The sequence below is a fragment of the Streptomyces sp. NPDC024632 genome, assembly GCF_055559175.1.
Window position 1 is genome coordinate 771,059 of sequence record NZ_JBVHLD010000001.1, and the last position, 14,866, is coordinate 785,924.

The window sequence follows — 14,866 nt, forward strand, 5'->3', positions numbered from 1 at the left end:
GCGCCCCGCCCCCGTCGGGCCCGGCCACGTCCGCGACCGGCCACGCCCGCGGCCGGCCCGGTCGGCGCGCCCAACGCGCCCGCTACCGCGCCGACTTCCGCGGCAGCCGGTCGAACAGCGTGATCCGCAGGCCGCCCGCGAAGTCCTTCGCGGTGCCCGCCTTGTACTCGGTCTGGAGGAATCTCCCCTCGTCGGCCGTCATCCCCGCGTACGGCGTGCGCGGCGCGGTGGCCACCAGCCAGATCCGCTGGACGTCCTTGGTGCACACCACGGGCGCGGAGCACGGCTGTCCGGTGTACGTACCGTCCCGCTGCGGCGACACCGTCACGTACACCGCGTCCGGCGGGTCAGCCACGGCGCGCAGTTGGTACGCGGTGCCCCGCATCGCCTTGTCCAGCTCACCGCTGTAGACGACCCCGTCGCCGCCGCGCGTCTGCGTCCGCAGCCAGGCCGACGCCGCCTGGTAGTCGGGGAGTCCGGGCCGCGGGTCGGTGCGCAGGCCGTTGAAGGCCGGCAGCGAGACCGCGGCCACGGCGACGGCGGCGACCGCGCCGAGCACGATCTGCCGGGTCGCCGCCCCGCCCTCCCTGCCCGGCAGCAGCTTGGCCAGACCGCACACCCCGGCGCCCGCGAGCAGCGCGACGGCGGGCACGGTGAAGACGAAGTACGACGGCGTGAACAGGTTGCCGTACGAGCGCAGTCCGAACAGCGCGACCGGCGGCAGCACCGCCCACACCAGCAGCGGTACGCCGTTCCTGCGGCCGAGCAGCACCCCGAGCAGCGCGAGGCCGCCCACCGCGAGGGCGACGTGCTGCGAGCCGAGCAGTTCCTGCGGCAGTCGCAGCAGCGCGTGCACATCGGTGCCGCCCTGCGGGTCCTGGTGGTTCTGGCCGCGCGCCAGCATCAGCACCGCGAAGAGCGGCGCGACCGGCACCAGCGTCACCGCCAACCACGCCCCGGTGCGCTGGCGTTCGGTGGCCAGCGTGATCAGCAGATACGCCACCACGACCGTGGCCGCCACCGGGTGGAACAGCCCCGTGCACAGCATCCCGAACGCGTATCCGCCCCACCGGTCCGCGCCCACGTGGTCCAGCGCCCGGTACAGCAGCAGCGCCCCCGCCACCACCGACAGCGCCGCCAGCGCGAACGGCCGTGCCTCCTGCGCGAATCGCGTCGTCACCGGCAGCACCGCGAACACCAGCCCCGCGACCAGCCCGGTCGGCGCGTCGAACATCCGGCGGCCGAGCAGCGCCAGCAGTCCCGCCGTCACCGCCATCGCCACCACCGACGGCACCCGCAGCATCGCGGGCGAACTCCCGGCGACCGCGACCCAGAAGTGCATCAGCACGTAGTACGGCGCCAGCACCACATCGGTGTTGTCCAGCAGCCGCCCGAGGTCCGACCACGACAGATGCGCCGCCCACCACGTCGCCGCCTCGTCCTCCCTGACCTGCGCCGCACCCACCCGGTACCCGCCCGCGACGAGCGTCACCAGCATCGGCGGCAGCATGATCGCGGCGCGGCCCATCCCGCGCCGCTTCTCCTCCTGGCGCCGCCGCGAGGCGCGCCCCCCCGAGGCGGGGCGTTCCCCGGTGCTGTCGTCCTGGATCTCCCACTCGCCCTCGTCGTGATGGGAGTTCCGCGGCTGCGGAATGATCGAGATGGGAATGGTGTCGGGGTGATCGGGGTAGTCGGCGTCGGATTCGAGGACTTCCCGCTCGCTCATGGGGTGCTCCCGGCGGGGGAGTCGGAGGGCGCGGGCGCGCCCGCGTGACCCGTCGCCAGACGCAGCGTGGCCAAGCCCGCCTGGAACTCCTGCTGTTCGGCCTTGCTGGAGGTGAACCGCCAGTTCCCGCCCGCGCCCGAGTCGCGGTCCTTCTGCATCCAGACGAACCCGATCACCTCGGAATTCTTCCGCAGCCACGGGAAGAAGGCGTCGACCCAGCTCAGTTGCTGCGCGTCGATCTGCGCACCGGTCTCCATGATGACCAGCGGCTTGTCGGTGAAGGTCCTGATCTGGTCGATCGTCGCCCGGAAGGTGATCTCCGGCGTCGACTCGCGTACGCCGTAGCCGGTCATGCCGACCCAGTCGACGTAGTCGTCACCGGGGTAGAGCGCCTTGAGCGAGACCTTCTTGGCCGGCCGGACGATGTTCGGCGACCAGGCCCAGATCACATTGGTGGCCCCGACCTTCCGGAAGATGTCGTGGACGTGCCGGTACGCCTTGACGTAGTCGCCCTGGTGATTGCCGTTCACCCGCTCCGCCCACGGGTACCAGACGCCGTTCATCTCGTGCGCGAAGCGGATCACCAGCGGCCACTTGGCCGCCGCGACGGCCTTCGCCGTCTGCGTGATGTACGTGTCGTACATGCCCGCGGTGATGTTGGCGAGCCGGTACGCGGGCTGGTCGATATTGGACTTCAGGATCTGGTCGGGTTCCGGATTCTGCGCGCCGCCCTGCCAGGGCTCCCAGCTCAGCACCGGAAGCGTGCCGTGCTCGTAGGCCGCCGTGATCGCGTACGGGTTGAACTTCTGGCTCCACGACAGGAAGAAGGACGTCATCGTCGGCCGGATGCCGCCCGCGTCGACGGTCAGCTTGTCGACCTCCGCCGCGTCGTAGGGAGCGTTGGTGGTCGCCGCCCCGAAGTAGACGCCGTCCGGGTGCAGGAACTGCGCCTTGGTCGGGATGCCGGGCTCGGTCCTGCCCTTGAGCCGCTCCAGCAGGCCGGGGTTGGTCCTGCTGCCGCCGCCGAGTCCGGAGTAGCCGGTGCCCTCCGCGTTGGAGACCACGGCCGCGTAGACGCCGTAGGACAGGGCGGAGAGCAGGACCGCGTTGACGGCCATCCAGATCCGCAGCCGGATGCCGGTGCCCCGGTTCCACCAGTGCGCCGGCTTCTTGCGCCGTCGGCTGGCGCTCGGTCGCCGGGGGTCGGAAGGGGGCGGTGTCGCCGGGGTGTTCTGGCTGCTAGACACTCATCATCACCGACCCCCCGAGCATGAGGCCGCCGATCACGTACGGCACCAGGACCAGGGCGCTGTGCGACTTCTCGCCCGCGAAGCTGTCGGCGCGGGTGCCCCAACTCGCGTTGTGCGCGCAGCGGAAGAAGCCGAGCAGGCGCACGGGGAGCAGCAGCAGGGTGTTGATCACCATGAAGGCGGGCAGGAAGAGCAGGTCCTGCGGCCGGTAGGCGAAGTGCCGCCCGAAGCGGAACATCAGCGAGAACAGCGACATCACGGCGGCCAGCGCGATGAGCAGGACCAGGGCCTTGGTGGGGTCGCCGGGCAGCGGCAGGTCGTGGTAGATGCCGGGACGGCCGCGGTGGAAGGCGGCGACCAGCCAGGAGGCGAAGGTGCCGAGGAGCACGAACGGCACGGCCACGTCGGTGAAGTAGAACAGCGCGAGCATCTTCGCGTTGCGCAGCATCCAGGGCATCATCCGCAGCGTGTTGTACTGCGAGCCGCGCGCCCAGCGGTACTGCTGCTTGGCCAGCTTCTTCAACTGGAGCGGGGCGTCGGTGTAGACGAGCGACGTGGACTGGTAGACGGTCTTGTACCCGGCCTTGAGCGTGTAGTTGGTGAGCGTGCGGTCGTCGCTCACCTCCAGGAAGACGCCGAGGAACTTCTCGCCGAGGAAGGCGTCCATGCAGTCGAAGAGGATGTGGCTGCGGAAGGCGATGGTGCGGCCGGGCAGACAGCCGACGGTGCCGAGCACGCTCATCGCGGGCATCGCGTACTGGCAGCGCACGCTCTCCAGCCAGTCCGCCCAGCGGGTGAGCACGGTGCGGCTCGGCTGGAGGATGCGCTGACGGGTCGTCACCCCGCCGACCTCGGGGTCGCGGAACGGCTTGACCAGTTCGCTGAGGGTGTTGGCGGTCCAGATGGTGTCGGAGTCGACGAGTACGGCGATCTCGCCGCTGGATTCCGCCAGGCCGACCTTGAGCGCGTTGCGTTTGCCGGGAACGGGCGTCCATTTCCAGAACACGCCGAGGTCGTCGCAGATGTGCTCAAGCGCCTCGTTGCGGCGGCCGTTGATCACCACGATGATCTCGGTGGGCCGCTGGTCGATGATCCGGCCGACAACTTCGCGGAACAGGTCCTCGGGCTCGTCCACGACCGGGATGATCACGGAAGTGGTGGATTGGAACGGGCGCTTCCATGGCTTGTACCGACGCGCCAACACGACTTTGATCAGCCACAGCAGCCAGATCAGCGCCATGAAGGCGGCGAAGGGGTACACCACCCCCTGGAGCCGCAACTCACGGATCTCCAGCAAGAACGCCAGCATGTCTTCCTATCGCGCCGATTCCCCCGAGCCACCTACAAGGCGGCACGCCGCAGAGAACGTAAGTGGTGACACGATTTTTATCATATGATCCTTAGCGTCCCCCAATTCGGTCATCACCTGTAACACAGCCGGTACCTGCGGCCTGACACACAGCTGACACACATACATGTGGCGTACCCCACACCGATGTCGCGCATTTCGCCCCGCTCCGTGAATTACCCGGACAAGCCCGTCGCGCCGTCGTCCGTATGGTCGTCGGATGAGATGCTGACGGTTCGCTGAGACGCTGACGGTTCGCGGATCCATCGATCCGCGACTCCGCGGAGAAGAAACGGCCGGGGATACCGGAGATGAATGTCCTGACACGACGGATATGGCGCACGTCCGCCCTGCCGACGTGCCTGCTCGTGGGCGCACTGCTGTTGAGCCTGGTCGCATGTTCCTCCGACGGCGGCGAGGGGACGACCATCGCGGGCGACGCCGTACCGGTCACCACAGCCCCGCCGAGCGGCCCCACGGGATCGGCCACGGCGCCCGGAGCGTCCGGAACGCCGGGATCACCGGCATCACCCGGAACGCCGGCCCGCACCAAGACCCTGACAAAAGCCGAGTATCTGCACCCCGACGGCCTCTACTTCGGCCTCGCGACCTTCCACGGGCCGAACCGCGCGACCACCGCCTCGGCCTCGGCCGCCGCGGGCCGCCCGCCCAGGATCCTGGAGTACTACCAGGACTGGCGGCGGGACTTCTCCGCCTCCGACGCCGAACTCGCTTACCAGCAGGGCGCGCTGCCGCTGGTCACCTGGGAGCCGTACGGCGATTCACGCTCCGCCGACCAGCCGAAGTACGCGCTCAAGCGGATCGCGTCGGGCACGTACGACGCCTACATCATCCGTTTCGCGCGGCAGGTCAAGGCGATCGGACAACCGATCGGTCTGCGTTTCGCACACGAGATGAACGGCGACTGGTACCCGTGGTCAGAGAAGAACAGCGGGAATTCATATGGAGATTATGTGAAGGCGTGGCGCCACATTCACGATCTCTTTCAGATCGTCGGAGCTTCCGAGGTGATCTGGGTCTGGAGTCCCAATGTGCTGCGCGGCACGAACGGCGTCGCGTTGAATCCGCTCTATCCCGGTGACGGGTACGTCGACTGGATCGGACTCGACGGCTACGGCTTCGGCGAGCGCACCGCGACCGAGGTGCTTCAGCCCACGGTGGACGAGATCACCAAGTTCTCGCACAAGCCGATCCTGGTGAGCGAGACGGGCAGCGCGCCGGGGCCGCAACAGGCAGGCTGGACGGCCGATCTCTTCCGCTGGATCAAGCGCACGCCGAACGTGATCGGCTTCATCTGGTTCCAGTACAGCAAGGACGAGGGCGGCAAGTACGACTACCGGTTCGACATCTCGGCGCAGACGAAGACGGCATTCCGCAAGGGACTCGACTCGCTCACCCTGCGGCCCTGGCCGATGTCGGCCGGAGGGTCCTGAACGCCGCCCGCGTGACTAGTCCGCGGGCTGTCTGTGAGCCGTCTGAGAACCGAAGGTCCTGTGAAGGTGCCGTAACGGGAGAAGCCACCCCGAGTCCATGACGGACGCTATGATTCACCGAAATGAGTGACGGAAGGGCGAACTCCCCCAGGCCATGAGTACTCCCACGGGGCCCCAGGATCCTCGCATACCGCACCAGAACGGTGCCGTACCGAAGGTCGACCAGCAGCAGACGCAGGCCGCGCGACCGACGCAGCAGGCGCAACCGGGTTACGGCTACCCCCCGACCCAGCATCCGCAGCCGGTCCAGCAGGGCTACCCGTACGAAATCCGGCCGGGCGTACCGCAGTTCCCGCAGCCGCAGCCCTACGTGCCCAATCCGAACGAGCCCGACTGGTCGGCGCTCGCGGACCAGCACGTGGCCGAGCAGCGGGCACGGAAGAAGCGGATGCTCATCATCGGCGTGGCGGCCGTCCTGGTCGTCGCCGTGGCGGGCGCGGCGGCGCTGTTCCTGATGGGCGGGTCCAAGAAGGACGACGGCACCGTCGCCAAGGACGACAAGGACAAGCAGACGACAGCGCCGTCCGTCCAGCCGACCGAGTCCGCGGACACCTCGCCGACCGACGGCACCCCCGGACCGTCCTCGACTCCGACGTTGCAGGGCAGCGACCTCTTCACCGCGAAGACCCTCACGATCAACGGGCAGAGCTTCGCGCGGAAGGCCACCAGCCACCGCACGCCCTGCTGGAAGAGCACCCAGGGCGGACTCGGCCCGGTCCTGGACAAGAACCACTGCACCCAGATCGTGCTCGCCACCTACGTCTCGGGCAAGGACTCGGTGAGCGTGGGCGTGCTGGTCTTCCCGACCGAGGCCGAGGCCAAGGCCGTCGACACCGGCTTCAAGGGCAAGTTGATCCCCCTGACCGGCCAGCCCGGCATCCCGAACTTCTGCAAGCAGGTGCCCTGCGCGGTCACCCACGCGGTCCACGGCCGCTACGTCTACACCACCCTTGCCGGTCCCAACACCGGCGCCGCGGGTAACAAGGACTCCGATTCGGTGGCAGCCGGTCACGGCATCGCCGGCTACACCCTGACCCGGCTGACCGAACTGGACTGACCCGCAGGGGTCGTTGACGCCACGCGACCGCGCCTTGTGAGCCCGTGACCCGTAACAGGGTCACGGGCTCACGTCGGTTCTTCGCCGATGCGGCGCAACAGGGCGAGGAGGGTGGCGCGTTCGGTGTCGTCGAGGGCGGAGAAGGCGGAGGAGAGGACCTCGTCGGCGATGCGGTGGCCGGCGGAGAGGAGGGCTTCGCCGGCGGGGGTGAGGTGGTGTTCGATGCGGCGGCCACGGCCGGGGCGGCGGTCGATGAGGTGGCGGTCGGCGAGGCGGGTGGCGAGGGTGCCGAAGGACTGCTCGGTCTGGAAGGTCGCGGCGGCGAGGTCGCGGGCCGAGGCGCCGGGCGTGCGGGCGACGGCGCGCAGGGCGTCCCACTGGGCGAGGGTGGTGCCGACGGTGGCCAGGCGACTGTCGAGGGCGCGGTGCTGGCGGTACTGCGCCTGCTTGACGGCTCGTCCGAGGAGCTGGAGTTCAACGGGCATGGGCACAGCCTAACACTCCGACTAAGCTTGCTTATATAAATATCCTTAGTTACAGTCGACGGTATGACGACCCCATCGCAGCTCACCGTTGCCGAGACCGGCCCCGCCGACGCGCGGACCGATGCCGCCGCCCGCCCCGTACTGCTGCTGCACGGCGGCGGAGGCCCCTTCACCGTCGCGGGCCTCGGCGCCCACCTCGCCCGTACCGCGCGTGTCCTCACCCCGACCCTCCCCGGCTGGGACGGCACGCCCCGGCCCGAGGCGTACGACGGCGTGGACGACCTCGCCGTGGCGTACCTGGAGCTGCTTCGGGAGCGCGGGCTGCGTGACGTCCTGGTGGTCGGCTCCTCGCTCGGCGGCTGGATCGCGGCCGAGATGGCGGTACGGGACGGCGCGGGCCTGATCACCGGGCTCGTCCTGATCGACGCGGCCGGAGTGCTGGTCGAGGGCGAGCCGATGACGGACTTCTTCGCGCTCGACGCGCGGGGCGTGGCCGAGCACTCCTTCCACGACCCCGACCGCTTCTTCGTGGACCCCGCCACCCTCCCGGCCGGTCAACTGGCCGCGCGCCAGGCGAACATGGCCACTATGCGGATCATCGCGGGCGACCCGTACATGCACACGCCCGGCCTGCGCGAACGGCTCGCCGACGTCCGCGTCCCGACCCTCGTCCTCTGGGGCGAGAGCGACCGCGTCTTCACACCGGGGTACGGGGCCGCGTACGCCGCCGCCTTCGCCGACGCGCGCTTCGAGGTCGTCCCGAAGGCGGGCCACCTCCCGCAGATCGAGCAGCCGGAGGCGACCTTCGCGGCGATCGACGCCTACCGCGCCCGCTAGGACCCGGCACCCGGCAGAAGAACCGCCCGGGGCCGCGCCCCAAAACCATCGGCGAACCCCCACGGCAGAGGAACCGTCCTCGCGGCGCGGGGGAGGGTCACTCGTCCACGACGACGACCCGCAGGAGCGCGAGGTGGGCCTCGTCCGCGAGGACGTGAATTTCGGCGACGCGCCCGGATGGGCTGACGGTGAGGGCGAAGACGGCGCGGGCCCGGCCGTCGTGGATCCAGGCGAGCTGGGGGACCCCGTCGACGAGGACGCGGCGAGCCCCCTTGGCCCGGGTGAGGAAGGTGGTGGCGACGGCGGCGGCGCCGCGGACGGAGGTGGCGCCGGACAGGGCGGCGGCGGGATCGGCCCGGAGCACGACATCGGGGTCGAGGAGTTCGAGGAGCGCCTCGAAGTCCCCGCCGCGGGAGGCCGCGAGGAAGGCGTCGACCACGGCGCGGCGCCGTACCGCGGAGCGCTCCTCGTCGACGACGGCGACCCCCTGCACCCGGCGCCGGGCGCGACTGGCGAGCTGACGGGTGGCCGCGGGCGAGCGCTCCACGATCGGCGCGATCTCGTCGAAGGGAACGGCGAACATGTCGTGCAGGACGAAGGCGAGCCGTTCCGCGGGACCGAGCGTGTCGAGGACGACGAGCAGGGCGAGCCCGACCGAATCGGCGAGCAGCGCCTGCTGCTCGGGGTCGGTGTCCTCGGCCGCGGCGGCGCGCGTGACCGGGCCTCCCGAGGGCGTCTCCAGCGGCTCCTCGCGGCGGCTGCCGCGCGAGCGCAGCATGCTCAGCGACACCCGGGCCACCACCGTGGTCAGCCACCCGGCGAGGTTGTCGACCTCGTCGGCGTCGATCCGGCTCAGCCGCAGCCAGGTCTCCTGCACCGCGTCGTCCGCCTCGCCGGTGGAGCCGAGCACCCGGTACGCCACCGCGCGCAACCGGCCGCGCTGCTCCTCGAAACGCGCCGCCAGGAACTCGTACTCGTCCATCGGGCCACCCACCTCCGTCACCTCGTCGTCGTGGCAGTGACCCGCCGGACGGGCCCGATGTGACACCTGGCGGTACCGCCACGCACCGTACAGACGCTTTTACTGGGTGGAACGGCCCCCTGCCGTCACCCGGAAGAGTGGTCTCGGTGCCCGTACGGAGGACGGGACCAATCCGGATGAGCCGCCGCCACGAACCTGTCGCAGGAGTGCCCTCACAAGAGCGGGCACCGTGAGAGATGGGGCGTGATGGGCGTAGAGCGCATCGACACCCGGCTGCTCGAAGAACTGACGGAGCAGTCACAAGACCTGAACAGTGACGCCTTGCGGATCACCGCGAGCGCGCTGGACGACTTCCGCGCGGCGGCACAGCCCGCGCCGGCGTCCTCGCGCCGCTGGTGGCACCGCGGCGGAGCGGTCGCCGGAGTGGCGGGCGCCGCCGCTCTGCTGCACACCTCGCGGGTCGCCGCGGCCTCCTCCAGCGACGACATCATGGCGCTGCAGACGGCGGCGTCGATCGAGAACCTGGCGATCAGCGTCTACCAGACGGCCGCGGGACTGCCGTTCATCAAGGACGGCAACAAGACGATCGCGGCGTTCATCGCCAAGACGACCACGCAGCACCAGGCGCACGCGAAGGCGTTCAACTCCGCCGCCACCCAGGCGGGCGGCAAGGCGCAGGACCAGCCGGACCCGAAGTACGCGGCCGTGGTCAAGCAGGCGCTGCCGTCGATCAAGACCCCCGCGGACGTCGTGAAGCTGGCGATCACGCTGGAGGACGTCGCGGCCCAGACGTACACGAAGAACGTCAGCCAGGTCAGCAACGGCGACCTGCGCAAGCTCTTCGCCTCCGTCGCGCCCGTCGAGGCCCAGCACCGCGCGACGCTGCTGGCCGTACAGGCGCTGCTCGCCGGGAACATGGGCGACCTGATCGCCATCCCGACGGACGTCGCCAAGCTGCCCGCCGCGGCAGGCAGCGTCGGCTTCCCCAACGCCTTCTACCCGACCAAGAACGCTTCACCGATCTCTGAGGGGGCCGTGAAGTGACCACCGCACGCGACGGCTGGGAGCTGCAGATCAGCGAGCGCGAGCTCGCCCGTCTCACCCAGGACATGGAAGAGGCCCACCGCGACACGCTGCCCGCGATGCGTGCGGCGGCCGCGGACCTCGCAGCGGAACAGCGCGACAAGGCACAAAGCGACCGGCGCGGCGGGGTGGCCGACGCCTCCCGGCGGCGTTTCCTGCTCGGCGCCGGCGGGGTGGCGGCGGCGTTCGCGCTCGCGGCGTGCTCCAGCAGCGACAAGAAGACCTCCGCGGACTCCGCGACCGGTGCGCCCGGCGGCTCGCCGACCGCCTCGGCGTCGGCGTCCGGGAGCAGCCAGTACACCGGTGACCTGAAGGTCGTCGCGCTGGCGACGGCGCTGGAGAACCAGGCCGTCGGCGCCTACAAGGCGACGCTGGAGGCGGCCAAGGCGGGCAAGCTCGGTACGGTGCCGCCGGCCGTCGCCACCTTCGTGACGACCGCGATGGCTCAGCACGCGGACCACGCGAAGGCGTGGAACGCGGTACTCACGGGTGCGGGCAAGCCCGCCATCACCAATGTGCCGCTGTCCAACCAGGCCGCCACCCTCAAGGCGCTCGGCGAGGCGAAGACCTACGGCGCCGTAGCCAAGCTGGCCCTGCAACTGGAGGACCAGGCCGCGCAGACGTATCTCTTCGCGACCTACAACGTCACCAGCCCCGCCGGGATCGCGACCGCCGCCACCATCGCGCCGGTCGAGGCGCAGCACGCCGCGATCCTCAACTTCGTCCTGGGCCAGTACCCGGTCCCCGACGACTTCCTGCCCGTGGACAAGGCGGCCAGCCCGACCCTGCTCACCGTCTGACCCCACCTGTACGGGACGGCCCGCACCCCCACACGGGCCGTCCCGTGCCTCGCCCGAATTCCGAAGGGAAAAGCCCGAGTTGATCGTCACCCGGCTCCACGCACGCACCGCTCCCGTCCCCGTACGCGTGCCTTCGCGCGTCCCCGTACGCGTACGCCGTGCGCCGTTGCTGGCCGCCGCCTGCGCCGCGCTGGCCCTGACCGGTTGCTCCAGCTCGGGTTCGAGCGGCAGTAGCGGTACGAGTACGTCGGCGGCTGCCACGTCGGCGTCCTCGTCCGCGTCGAGTTCCGCGTCGAGTTCCGCGTCGGCCTCCAGCGGCGGTGGCGCGGACACCATCGTCATCCAGAACTTCGCCTTCACGCCCGCGTCGCTGACGGTCGCGGCCGGCGCCACCGTGACGGTCACCAACAAGGACTCGACGGCGCACACGGTCACCTCGGTCAAGAGCGGCCAGTTCAACACCAACGACATCGCGCCGGGCAAGACGGTGACCTTCAAGGCCCCCTCGGCCAAGGGCACGTACGACTACATCTGCACGATCCACCAGTTCATGAAGGGCACGCTCACCGTGAACTGACGCGCCGTCGGATCACCGCGCGTTCCGCTCCCCCCACCGTGGCCGTACGACCGGTACGCGCCCGAGGAAACGAGGATCCGTCATGCCGTCAGCCGGGGTCAGCTCCACCGGCCGAGCGCTCGACCTGGCGGCACGCCTCGTCGCCGCCGCCGGGCTCGCCGTGGACGCCTATGTGCACGCCAAGCTCGCCGACCAGTACGACGCGGTGTCCGCCGACATCAGCCAGGGCACGCTCTTCCGGATCGAGGCGGGCATGGCGTCGTTCGCGGCCCTGCTCATCCTGGTCTGGCGCCGCCCGCTCAGCGCCGCCCTGGCCTGGCTGGTCGCCGCGGGCGGCCTCTTCGCCCTGATGCTCTACCGCTATGTGAACGTCGGCGCGCACGGCCCGTTCCCCAACATGTACGAGCCGGTCTGGTTCTACGACAAGAAGCTCGCCGTGTGGTCCCAGATCGTCACGATCGTCATGGCGACCGGCCTGCTCATCCACTGGTACGTCACCCGCGTCACCCGCCGCCGTGACGCGTCCACGCTGCGCTAGGAACACCTCTCAACGACGAACTGCCCGATCCGGCCGGTGCGGCCGGGTCGGGCAGTTCGCTGTGCGGTGCGGTGGAGCAGATCAGCCGTGGGGGGCGGATCAGCCGTTGTGCACGCCGTTGCCGGACAGGACCGGGATCTGGTCCAGGATGTGCGAGGCGGGCTCGTCACCCTTGATCTGGCTGCTGTTCTCGGCGCACTGCTGGTTCTGCGGGGAGGCCAGGACGTTGATGTCCTGGACCGTGACCGGCACGAGGCCCACGAGGGAGCCGACGTTGGCCTTGACCGGGACGCCGAGGCAGGGCTTGTTCAGGGTGCCCTGGATGAGGCCGATCTGCGGGCTCTGGGTGCCGCCGGTGTGGGTGTTGCCGTAGCTCTGCTCGGCGCCGTTGCCGTTCACCGTGGTCGTGCCCTGGTCGTCGCCGAGGGCCATGGCCTGCGGGGCGGCGGTGACGCCGACAGCAACAACCGAGGCGGCGAGCGCAGCGCCGGCCAGCATCTTCTTGATCATCTGAAATCCCTTTTTGGTGCTCGATTGCACGGTTCTGGAGCGATCTGATCAACCGCTCACGTGGGGTTTGGTTCCGGCGATTCACTCCGATGGCGGAGTGCTGCCGCGAGGATGGCCGAAGCCGACGCGCGGCAGGTGGGGGAGCCGGGGCCGGGTCAGCGGCCGAGCGGGAGTCCGCCCAGCAGCGAGGCACCGGGCACCGCACCGGTCACGGTGGAGGTGGCGGCATCCTTGGTGGCGGAGGTGGCCTGGCCGAGGAGCGCGTCGGTCGAGGTCTCACCGCGCAGGCGGTCGGCGGCGGCGCTGACCGTCCGGAGCGCGGAGTCGACCTTGAGGCCGTCACTGAGCTGCTGCAGCGGCTGCTCGTTCAGGGCCTGCTCGACACCGCCGTTGATGCTGGTGGGCATCGTGGCCGCGGTGGGCATCTCGGGCGCCGTCATACCGTCGGCGAAGGCAGGCGCGGCGACGCCGACCGCCATCATCGATCCGGCCACGACTGCTGCGACCTTCGAGTACTTCATTGCCACCCTTTCAGTGCCGGTGTCTGTCGGCATGGTCAACGACCGCGGATAGCAACGGAAACGAGGAGTAAACCGGCCTCTCGACAATCACCCGAACGTGAGAGCCGCCTCGCCCAATTCTCGTATTAATTCCGTTGCCCAGGGTTACGAATACGTGCGGCGAATACGGGCCATGGAGGCCGCGTGGGCGCCCGACGCGGCGTGCGCGCCGTGGGCGGCGGCGTGCGCGACCCGCGGCCCGCGCCCGCGGCGGTAGAGCATGGCGCCGCCGAGCAGCAGCGCGGCGCTGGTCGCCCCGGCCGCCCCGAACTCGCCGCCGGCGACGCCGGTCTCGGCGAGCGACCGCTGGTCAACCCCGTCCAGGACGGCGGGGACCGCGTGGTTCGGCTCGGGAGCCGGCGGAAGCCTCCGGACGTCGACCGTCGGATCGGTGTGCACCGAACTGGTGTCGGTGCCGGTGACCGCGTGCGCGCCCGTGCCGTCGTTGTCGCAGGAATTCCCGGACACCGCATTCAGCAGCGCCAGGGGGTCCACGGTGTTTCCGCACACATTGAGCGGAACGTCGACCGGAATTTGCACCGAGTTCCCTGAGGCCACGCCCGCGGAGCCCTGGGTGCCCGACGAATGGGCGGAGGAGGGGGCGCCGGAAGCGGTGTGGTGGTGGGAATGCGATTCGTTGGAGCAGTGGTTGCCCAGCGCGGCGTTGTCGGCTCCCACGACGTTCACGCTGTTCCCGCACGCGTTCAGCGGGACGTCGACCGGTGCCTCGACGCTGTTGCCCGACAGCAGGCCGGGTGAGTTGGACGCACCGCCCTGCGCGTCGGAATCCGCGTTCGCGTACCCCCCGGTGGCCGCGAGGATGCTGCTGGCGGCGGCGACGGTGAGCAGGCTCCGGCTCAAGATGTGTCGCATCGACTTCTTTTCTCCGCTCGGTTCTTCGGCTGCGCCGAATACGTCCCGCGGCCGTCCCGTGCCCATCCCGTAAGACGGACCGCCCCGGAGCGCGACGCACACGCTCCGGGGCGGTCCGGGATCAGAACCTGACGGCCTGACAGGACGACGTCACTTCACTTCGTCACTTGTTGACGCAGGTGTTGCCGAACGCGGGGTTCAGCAGACCGATGACGTTGACGGTGTTGCCGCACAGGTTCACGGGGATGTGAATCGGCACCTGGATGCTGTTGCCGGACAGGACGCCCGGGGAGTGCGAGGTGATGCCACTGGCGTCGGAGTCGGCGAACGCGGGGGCCGCGACACCCACAGCCATGAGCGTTCCGGCAGCGACCGCCGCGACCTTCGAGTACTTCACGTTGAGCTCCCTTTCCGGAGCGGTGTCTGGCACCAGCACGTCCTTCGTACGGGCCGGACACAGGAAATCCGCGTCCGTGAACACCACTACCGACCGGGCTAACGACGGGTGCCGACCGTAAGCAACTCCCCAGCGTGCGGCGCCTTCCATCATCCACTCGAATGGCTCGGCTTTTTCCGCCCGGAGCAGAATCCCGGCGCGGAAAACGCGTACGGCCCCGGGGGGGGGGGGGAAGGGGGGGGAAGGGGGGGGGGGGGGGAGGGGGGGGGGGGGGGGGGGGGGGGGGGGGGGTGTTGGGGGGGGGGGGGGGGGTGTTCAGGGGGTTTGGA

The 14,866-nt window shown here is 70.1% G+C and carries 16 protein-coding genes; 7 read left to right on the forward strand and 9 right to left on the reverse strand.

The features are described 5' to 3' along the window. Nucleotides 1-82: 82 nt before the first annotated feature. The 3 genes from ACZ37P_RS03355 to ACZ37P_RS03365 are packed head-to-tail and all read right to left on the reverse strand — an operon-like array spanning nt 83 to nt 4,285. Nucleotides 83-1,726, reverse strand: coding sequence for a glycosyltransferase family 39 protein (locus ACZ37P_RS03355; RefSeq protein ID WP_467344582.1), 1,644 nt, complete (start codon nt 1,724-1,726; stop codon nt 83-85). Further along, nucleotides 1,723-2,973, reverse strand: a complete 1,251-nt coding sequence (locus tag ACZ37P_RS03360; RefSeq protein ID WP_467344584.1) for a glycoside hydrolase family 26 protein — start codon at nt 2,971-2,973, stop codon at nt 1,723-1,725. Before ACZ37P_RS03360 ends, ACZ37P_RS03355 begins: the two co-directional genes overlap by 4 nt. After that, the gene (locus ACZ37P_RS03365) at nt 2,966-4,285 is read right to left on the reverse strand and encodes a glycosyltransferase family 2 protein (protein WP_402710353.1); all 1,320 of its coding nucleotides are present in this window, start codon (nt 4,283-4,285) and stop codon (nt 2,966-2,968) included. Before ACZ37P_RS03365 ends, ACZ37P_RS03360 begins: the two co-directional genes overlap by 8 nt. 350 nt (nt 4,286-4,635) lie before the next feature. Between ACZ37P_RS03365 and ACZ37P_RS03370 the strand changes: the two genes are divergently transcribed. Together ACZ37P_RS03370 and ACZ37P_RS03375 are read left to right on the forward strand one after the other, a co-directional pair. Continuing rightward, nucleotides 4,636-5,778: a glycoside hydrolase family 26 protein gene (locus tag ACZ37P_RS03370; RefSeq protein WP_467344586.1), complete on the forward strand. Its 1,143-nt coding sequence runs from the start codon at nt 4,636-4,638 to the stop codon at nt 5,776-5,778. 154 nt (nt 5,779-5,932) lie between these two features. Further along, a complete protein-coding gene (locus tag ACZ37P_RS03375; RefSeq protein WP_401305219.1) occupies nt 5,933-6,895 on the forward strand; it encodes a hypothetical protein in 963 nt (320 codons plus the stop codon). 68 nt (nt 6,896-6,963) lie between these two features. Here the strand turns inward: ACZ37P_RS03375 and ACZ37P_RS03380 are convergent, their stop codons facing one another. Further along, on the reverse strand, nt 6,964-7,380 hold the full coding sequence (locus ACZ37P_RS03380) for a MarR family winged helix-turn-helix transcriptional regulator (protein ID WP_401851075.1): 417 nt from the start codon (nt 7,378-7,380) through the stop codon (nt 6,964-6,966). Nucleotides 7,381-7,443: 63 nt separating this feature from the next. Here ACZ37P_RS03380 and ACZ37P_RS03385 point away from each other — a divergent pair, with 63 nt between their 5' ends. Next, a complete protein-coding gene (locus ACZ37P_RS03385; RefSeq protein WP_467344589.1) occupies nt 7,444-8,217 on the forward strand; it encodes an alpha/beta fold hydrolase in 774 nt (257 codons plus the stop codon). A gap of 97 nt (nt 8,218-8,314) precedes the next feature. Here the strand turns inward: ACZ37P_RS03385 and ACZ37P_RS03390 are convergent, their stop codons facing one another. Beyond that, the gene (locus tag ACZ37P_RS03390) at nt 8,315-9,199 is read right to left on the reverse strand and encodes a sigma-70 family RNA polymerase sigma factor (RefSeq protein ID WP_467344590.1); all 885 of its coding nucleotides are present in this window, start codon (nt 9,197-9,199) and stop codon (nt 8,315-8,317) included. A 246-nt stretch (nt 9,200-9,445) separates the two neighbouring features. Here ACZ37P_RS03390 and ACZ37P_RS03395 point away from each other — a divergent pair, with 246 nt between their 5' ends. From ACZ37P_RS03395 to ACZ37P_RS03410, 4 genes are all read left to right on the forward strand, one after another. Beyond that, a complete protein-coding gene (locus ACZ37P_RS03395) occupies nt 9,446-10,243 on the forward strand; it encodes a ferritin-like domain-containing protein (RefSeq protein WP_355336493.1) in 798 nt (265 codons plus the stop codon). Continuing rightward, nucleotides 10,240-11,082, forward strand: coding sequence for a ferritin-like domain-containing protein (locus tag ACZ37P_RS03400; protein ID WP_355336494.1), 843 nt, complete (start codon nt 10,240-10,242; stop codon nt 11,080-11,082). Before ACZ37P_RS03395 ends, ACZ37P_RS03400 begins: the two co-directional genes overlap by 4 nt. 127 nt (nt 11,083-11,209) lie before the next feature. Beyond that, complete coding sequence (locus ACZ37P_RS03405) at nt 11,210-11,659, forward strand: cupredoxin domain-containing protein (protein WP_467344591.1); 450 nt, start codon at nt 11,210-11,212, stop codon at nt 11,657-11,659. An 82-nt stretch (nt 11,660-11,741) separates the two neighbouring features. Further along, nucleotides 11,742-12,197: a hypothetical protein gene (locus ACZ37P_RS03410; protein WP_391126687.1), complete on the forward strand. Its 456-nt coding sequence runs from the start codon at nt 11,742-11,744 to the stop codon at nt 12,195-12,197. 99 nt (nt 12,198-12,296) lie between these two features. On the opposite strand, the gene ACZ37P_RS03415 is transcribed toward ACZ37P_RS03410, so the two are convergent. The 4 genes from ACZ37P_RS03415 to ACZ37P_RS03430 form a co-directional block, all read right to left on the reverse strand. Next, entirely contained in the window at nt 12,297-12,707 is a 411-nt protein-coding gene (locus ACZ37P_RS03415; RefSeq protein ID WP_467344593.1) for a rodlin, read from the reverse strand. Nucleotides 12,708-12,862: 155 nt separating this feature from the next. After that, complete coding sequence (locus tag ACZ37P_RS03420) at nt 12,863-13,228, reverse strand: hypothetical protein (RefSeq protein ID WP_355336498.1); 366 nt, start codon at nt 13,226-13,228, stop codon at nt 12,863-12,865. A 144-nt stretch (nt 13,229-13,372) separates the two neighbouring features. Further along, complete coding sequence (locus ACZ37P_RS03425) at nt 13,373-14,140, reverse strand: chaplin (protein WP_391042339.1); 768 nt, start codon at nt 14,138-14,140, stop codon at nt 13,373-13,375. Nucleotides 14,141-14,303: 163 nt separating this feature from the next. Next, the gene (locus ACZ37P_RS03430; protein ID WP_188280635.1) at nt 14,304-14,537 is read right to left on the reverse strand and encodes a chaplin; all 234 of its coding nucleotides are present in this window, start codon (nt 14,535-14,537) and stop codon (nt 14,304-14,306) included. Nucleotides 14,538-14,866: the final 329 nt, after the last annotated feature.

Coding starts and splice junctions, on each gene's coding strand:
- ACZ37P_RS03385 (WP_467344589.1), top strand. CDS start 7,444: ATGACGACCCCATCGCAGCTCACCGTTGCCGAGACCGGCCCCGCCGAC.
- ACZ37P_RS03425 (WP_391042339.1), bottom strand. CDS start 14,140: ATGCGACACATCTTGAGCCGGAGCCTGCTCACCGTCGCCGCCGCCAGC.
- ACZ37P_RS03415 (WP_467344593.1), bottom strand. CDS start 12,707: ATGATCAAGAAGATGCTGGCCGGCGCTGCGCTCGCCGCCTCGGTTGTT.
- ACZ37P_RS03390 (WP_467344590.1), bottom strand. CDS start 9,199: ATGGACGAGTACGAGTTCCTGGCGGCGCGTTTCGAGGAGCAGCGCGGC.
- ACZ37P_RS03355 (WP_467344582.1), bottom strand. CDS start 1,726: ATGAGCGAGCGGGAAGTCCTCGAATCCGACGCCGACTACCCCGATCAC.
- ACZ37P_RS03365 (WP_402710353.1), bottom strand. CDS start 4,285: ATGCTGGCGTTCTTGCTGGAGATCCGTGAGTTGCGGCTCCAGGGGGTG.
- ACZ37P_RS03420 (WP_355336498.1), bottom strand. CDS start 13,228: ATGAAGTACTCGAAGGTCGCAGCAGTCGTGGCCGGATCGATGATGGCG.
- ACZ37P_RS03380 (WP_401851075.1), bottom strand. CDS start 7,380: ATGCCCGTTGAACTCCAGCTCCTCGGACGAGCCGTCAAGCAGGCGCAG.
- ACZ37P_RS03410 (WP_391126687.1), top strand. CDS start 11,742: ATGCCGTCAGCCGGGGTCAGCTCCACCGGCCGAGCGCTCGACCTGGCG.
- ACZ37P_RS03395 (WP_355336493.1), top strand. CDS start 9,446: ATGGGCGTAGAGCGCATCGACACCCGGCTGCTCGAAGAACTGACGGAG.
- ACZ37P_RS03375 (WP_401305219.1), top strand. CDS start 5,933: ATGAGTACTCCCACGGGGCCCCAGGATCCTCGCATACCGCACCAGAAC.
- ACZ37P_RS03370 (WP_467344586.1), top strand. CDS start 4,636: ATGAATGTCCTGACACGACGGATATGGCGCACGTCCGCCCTGCCGACG.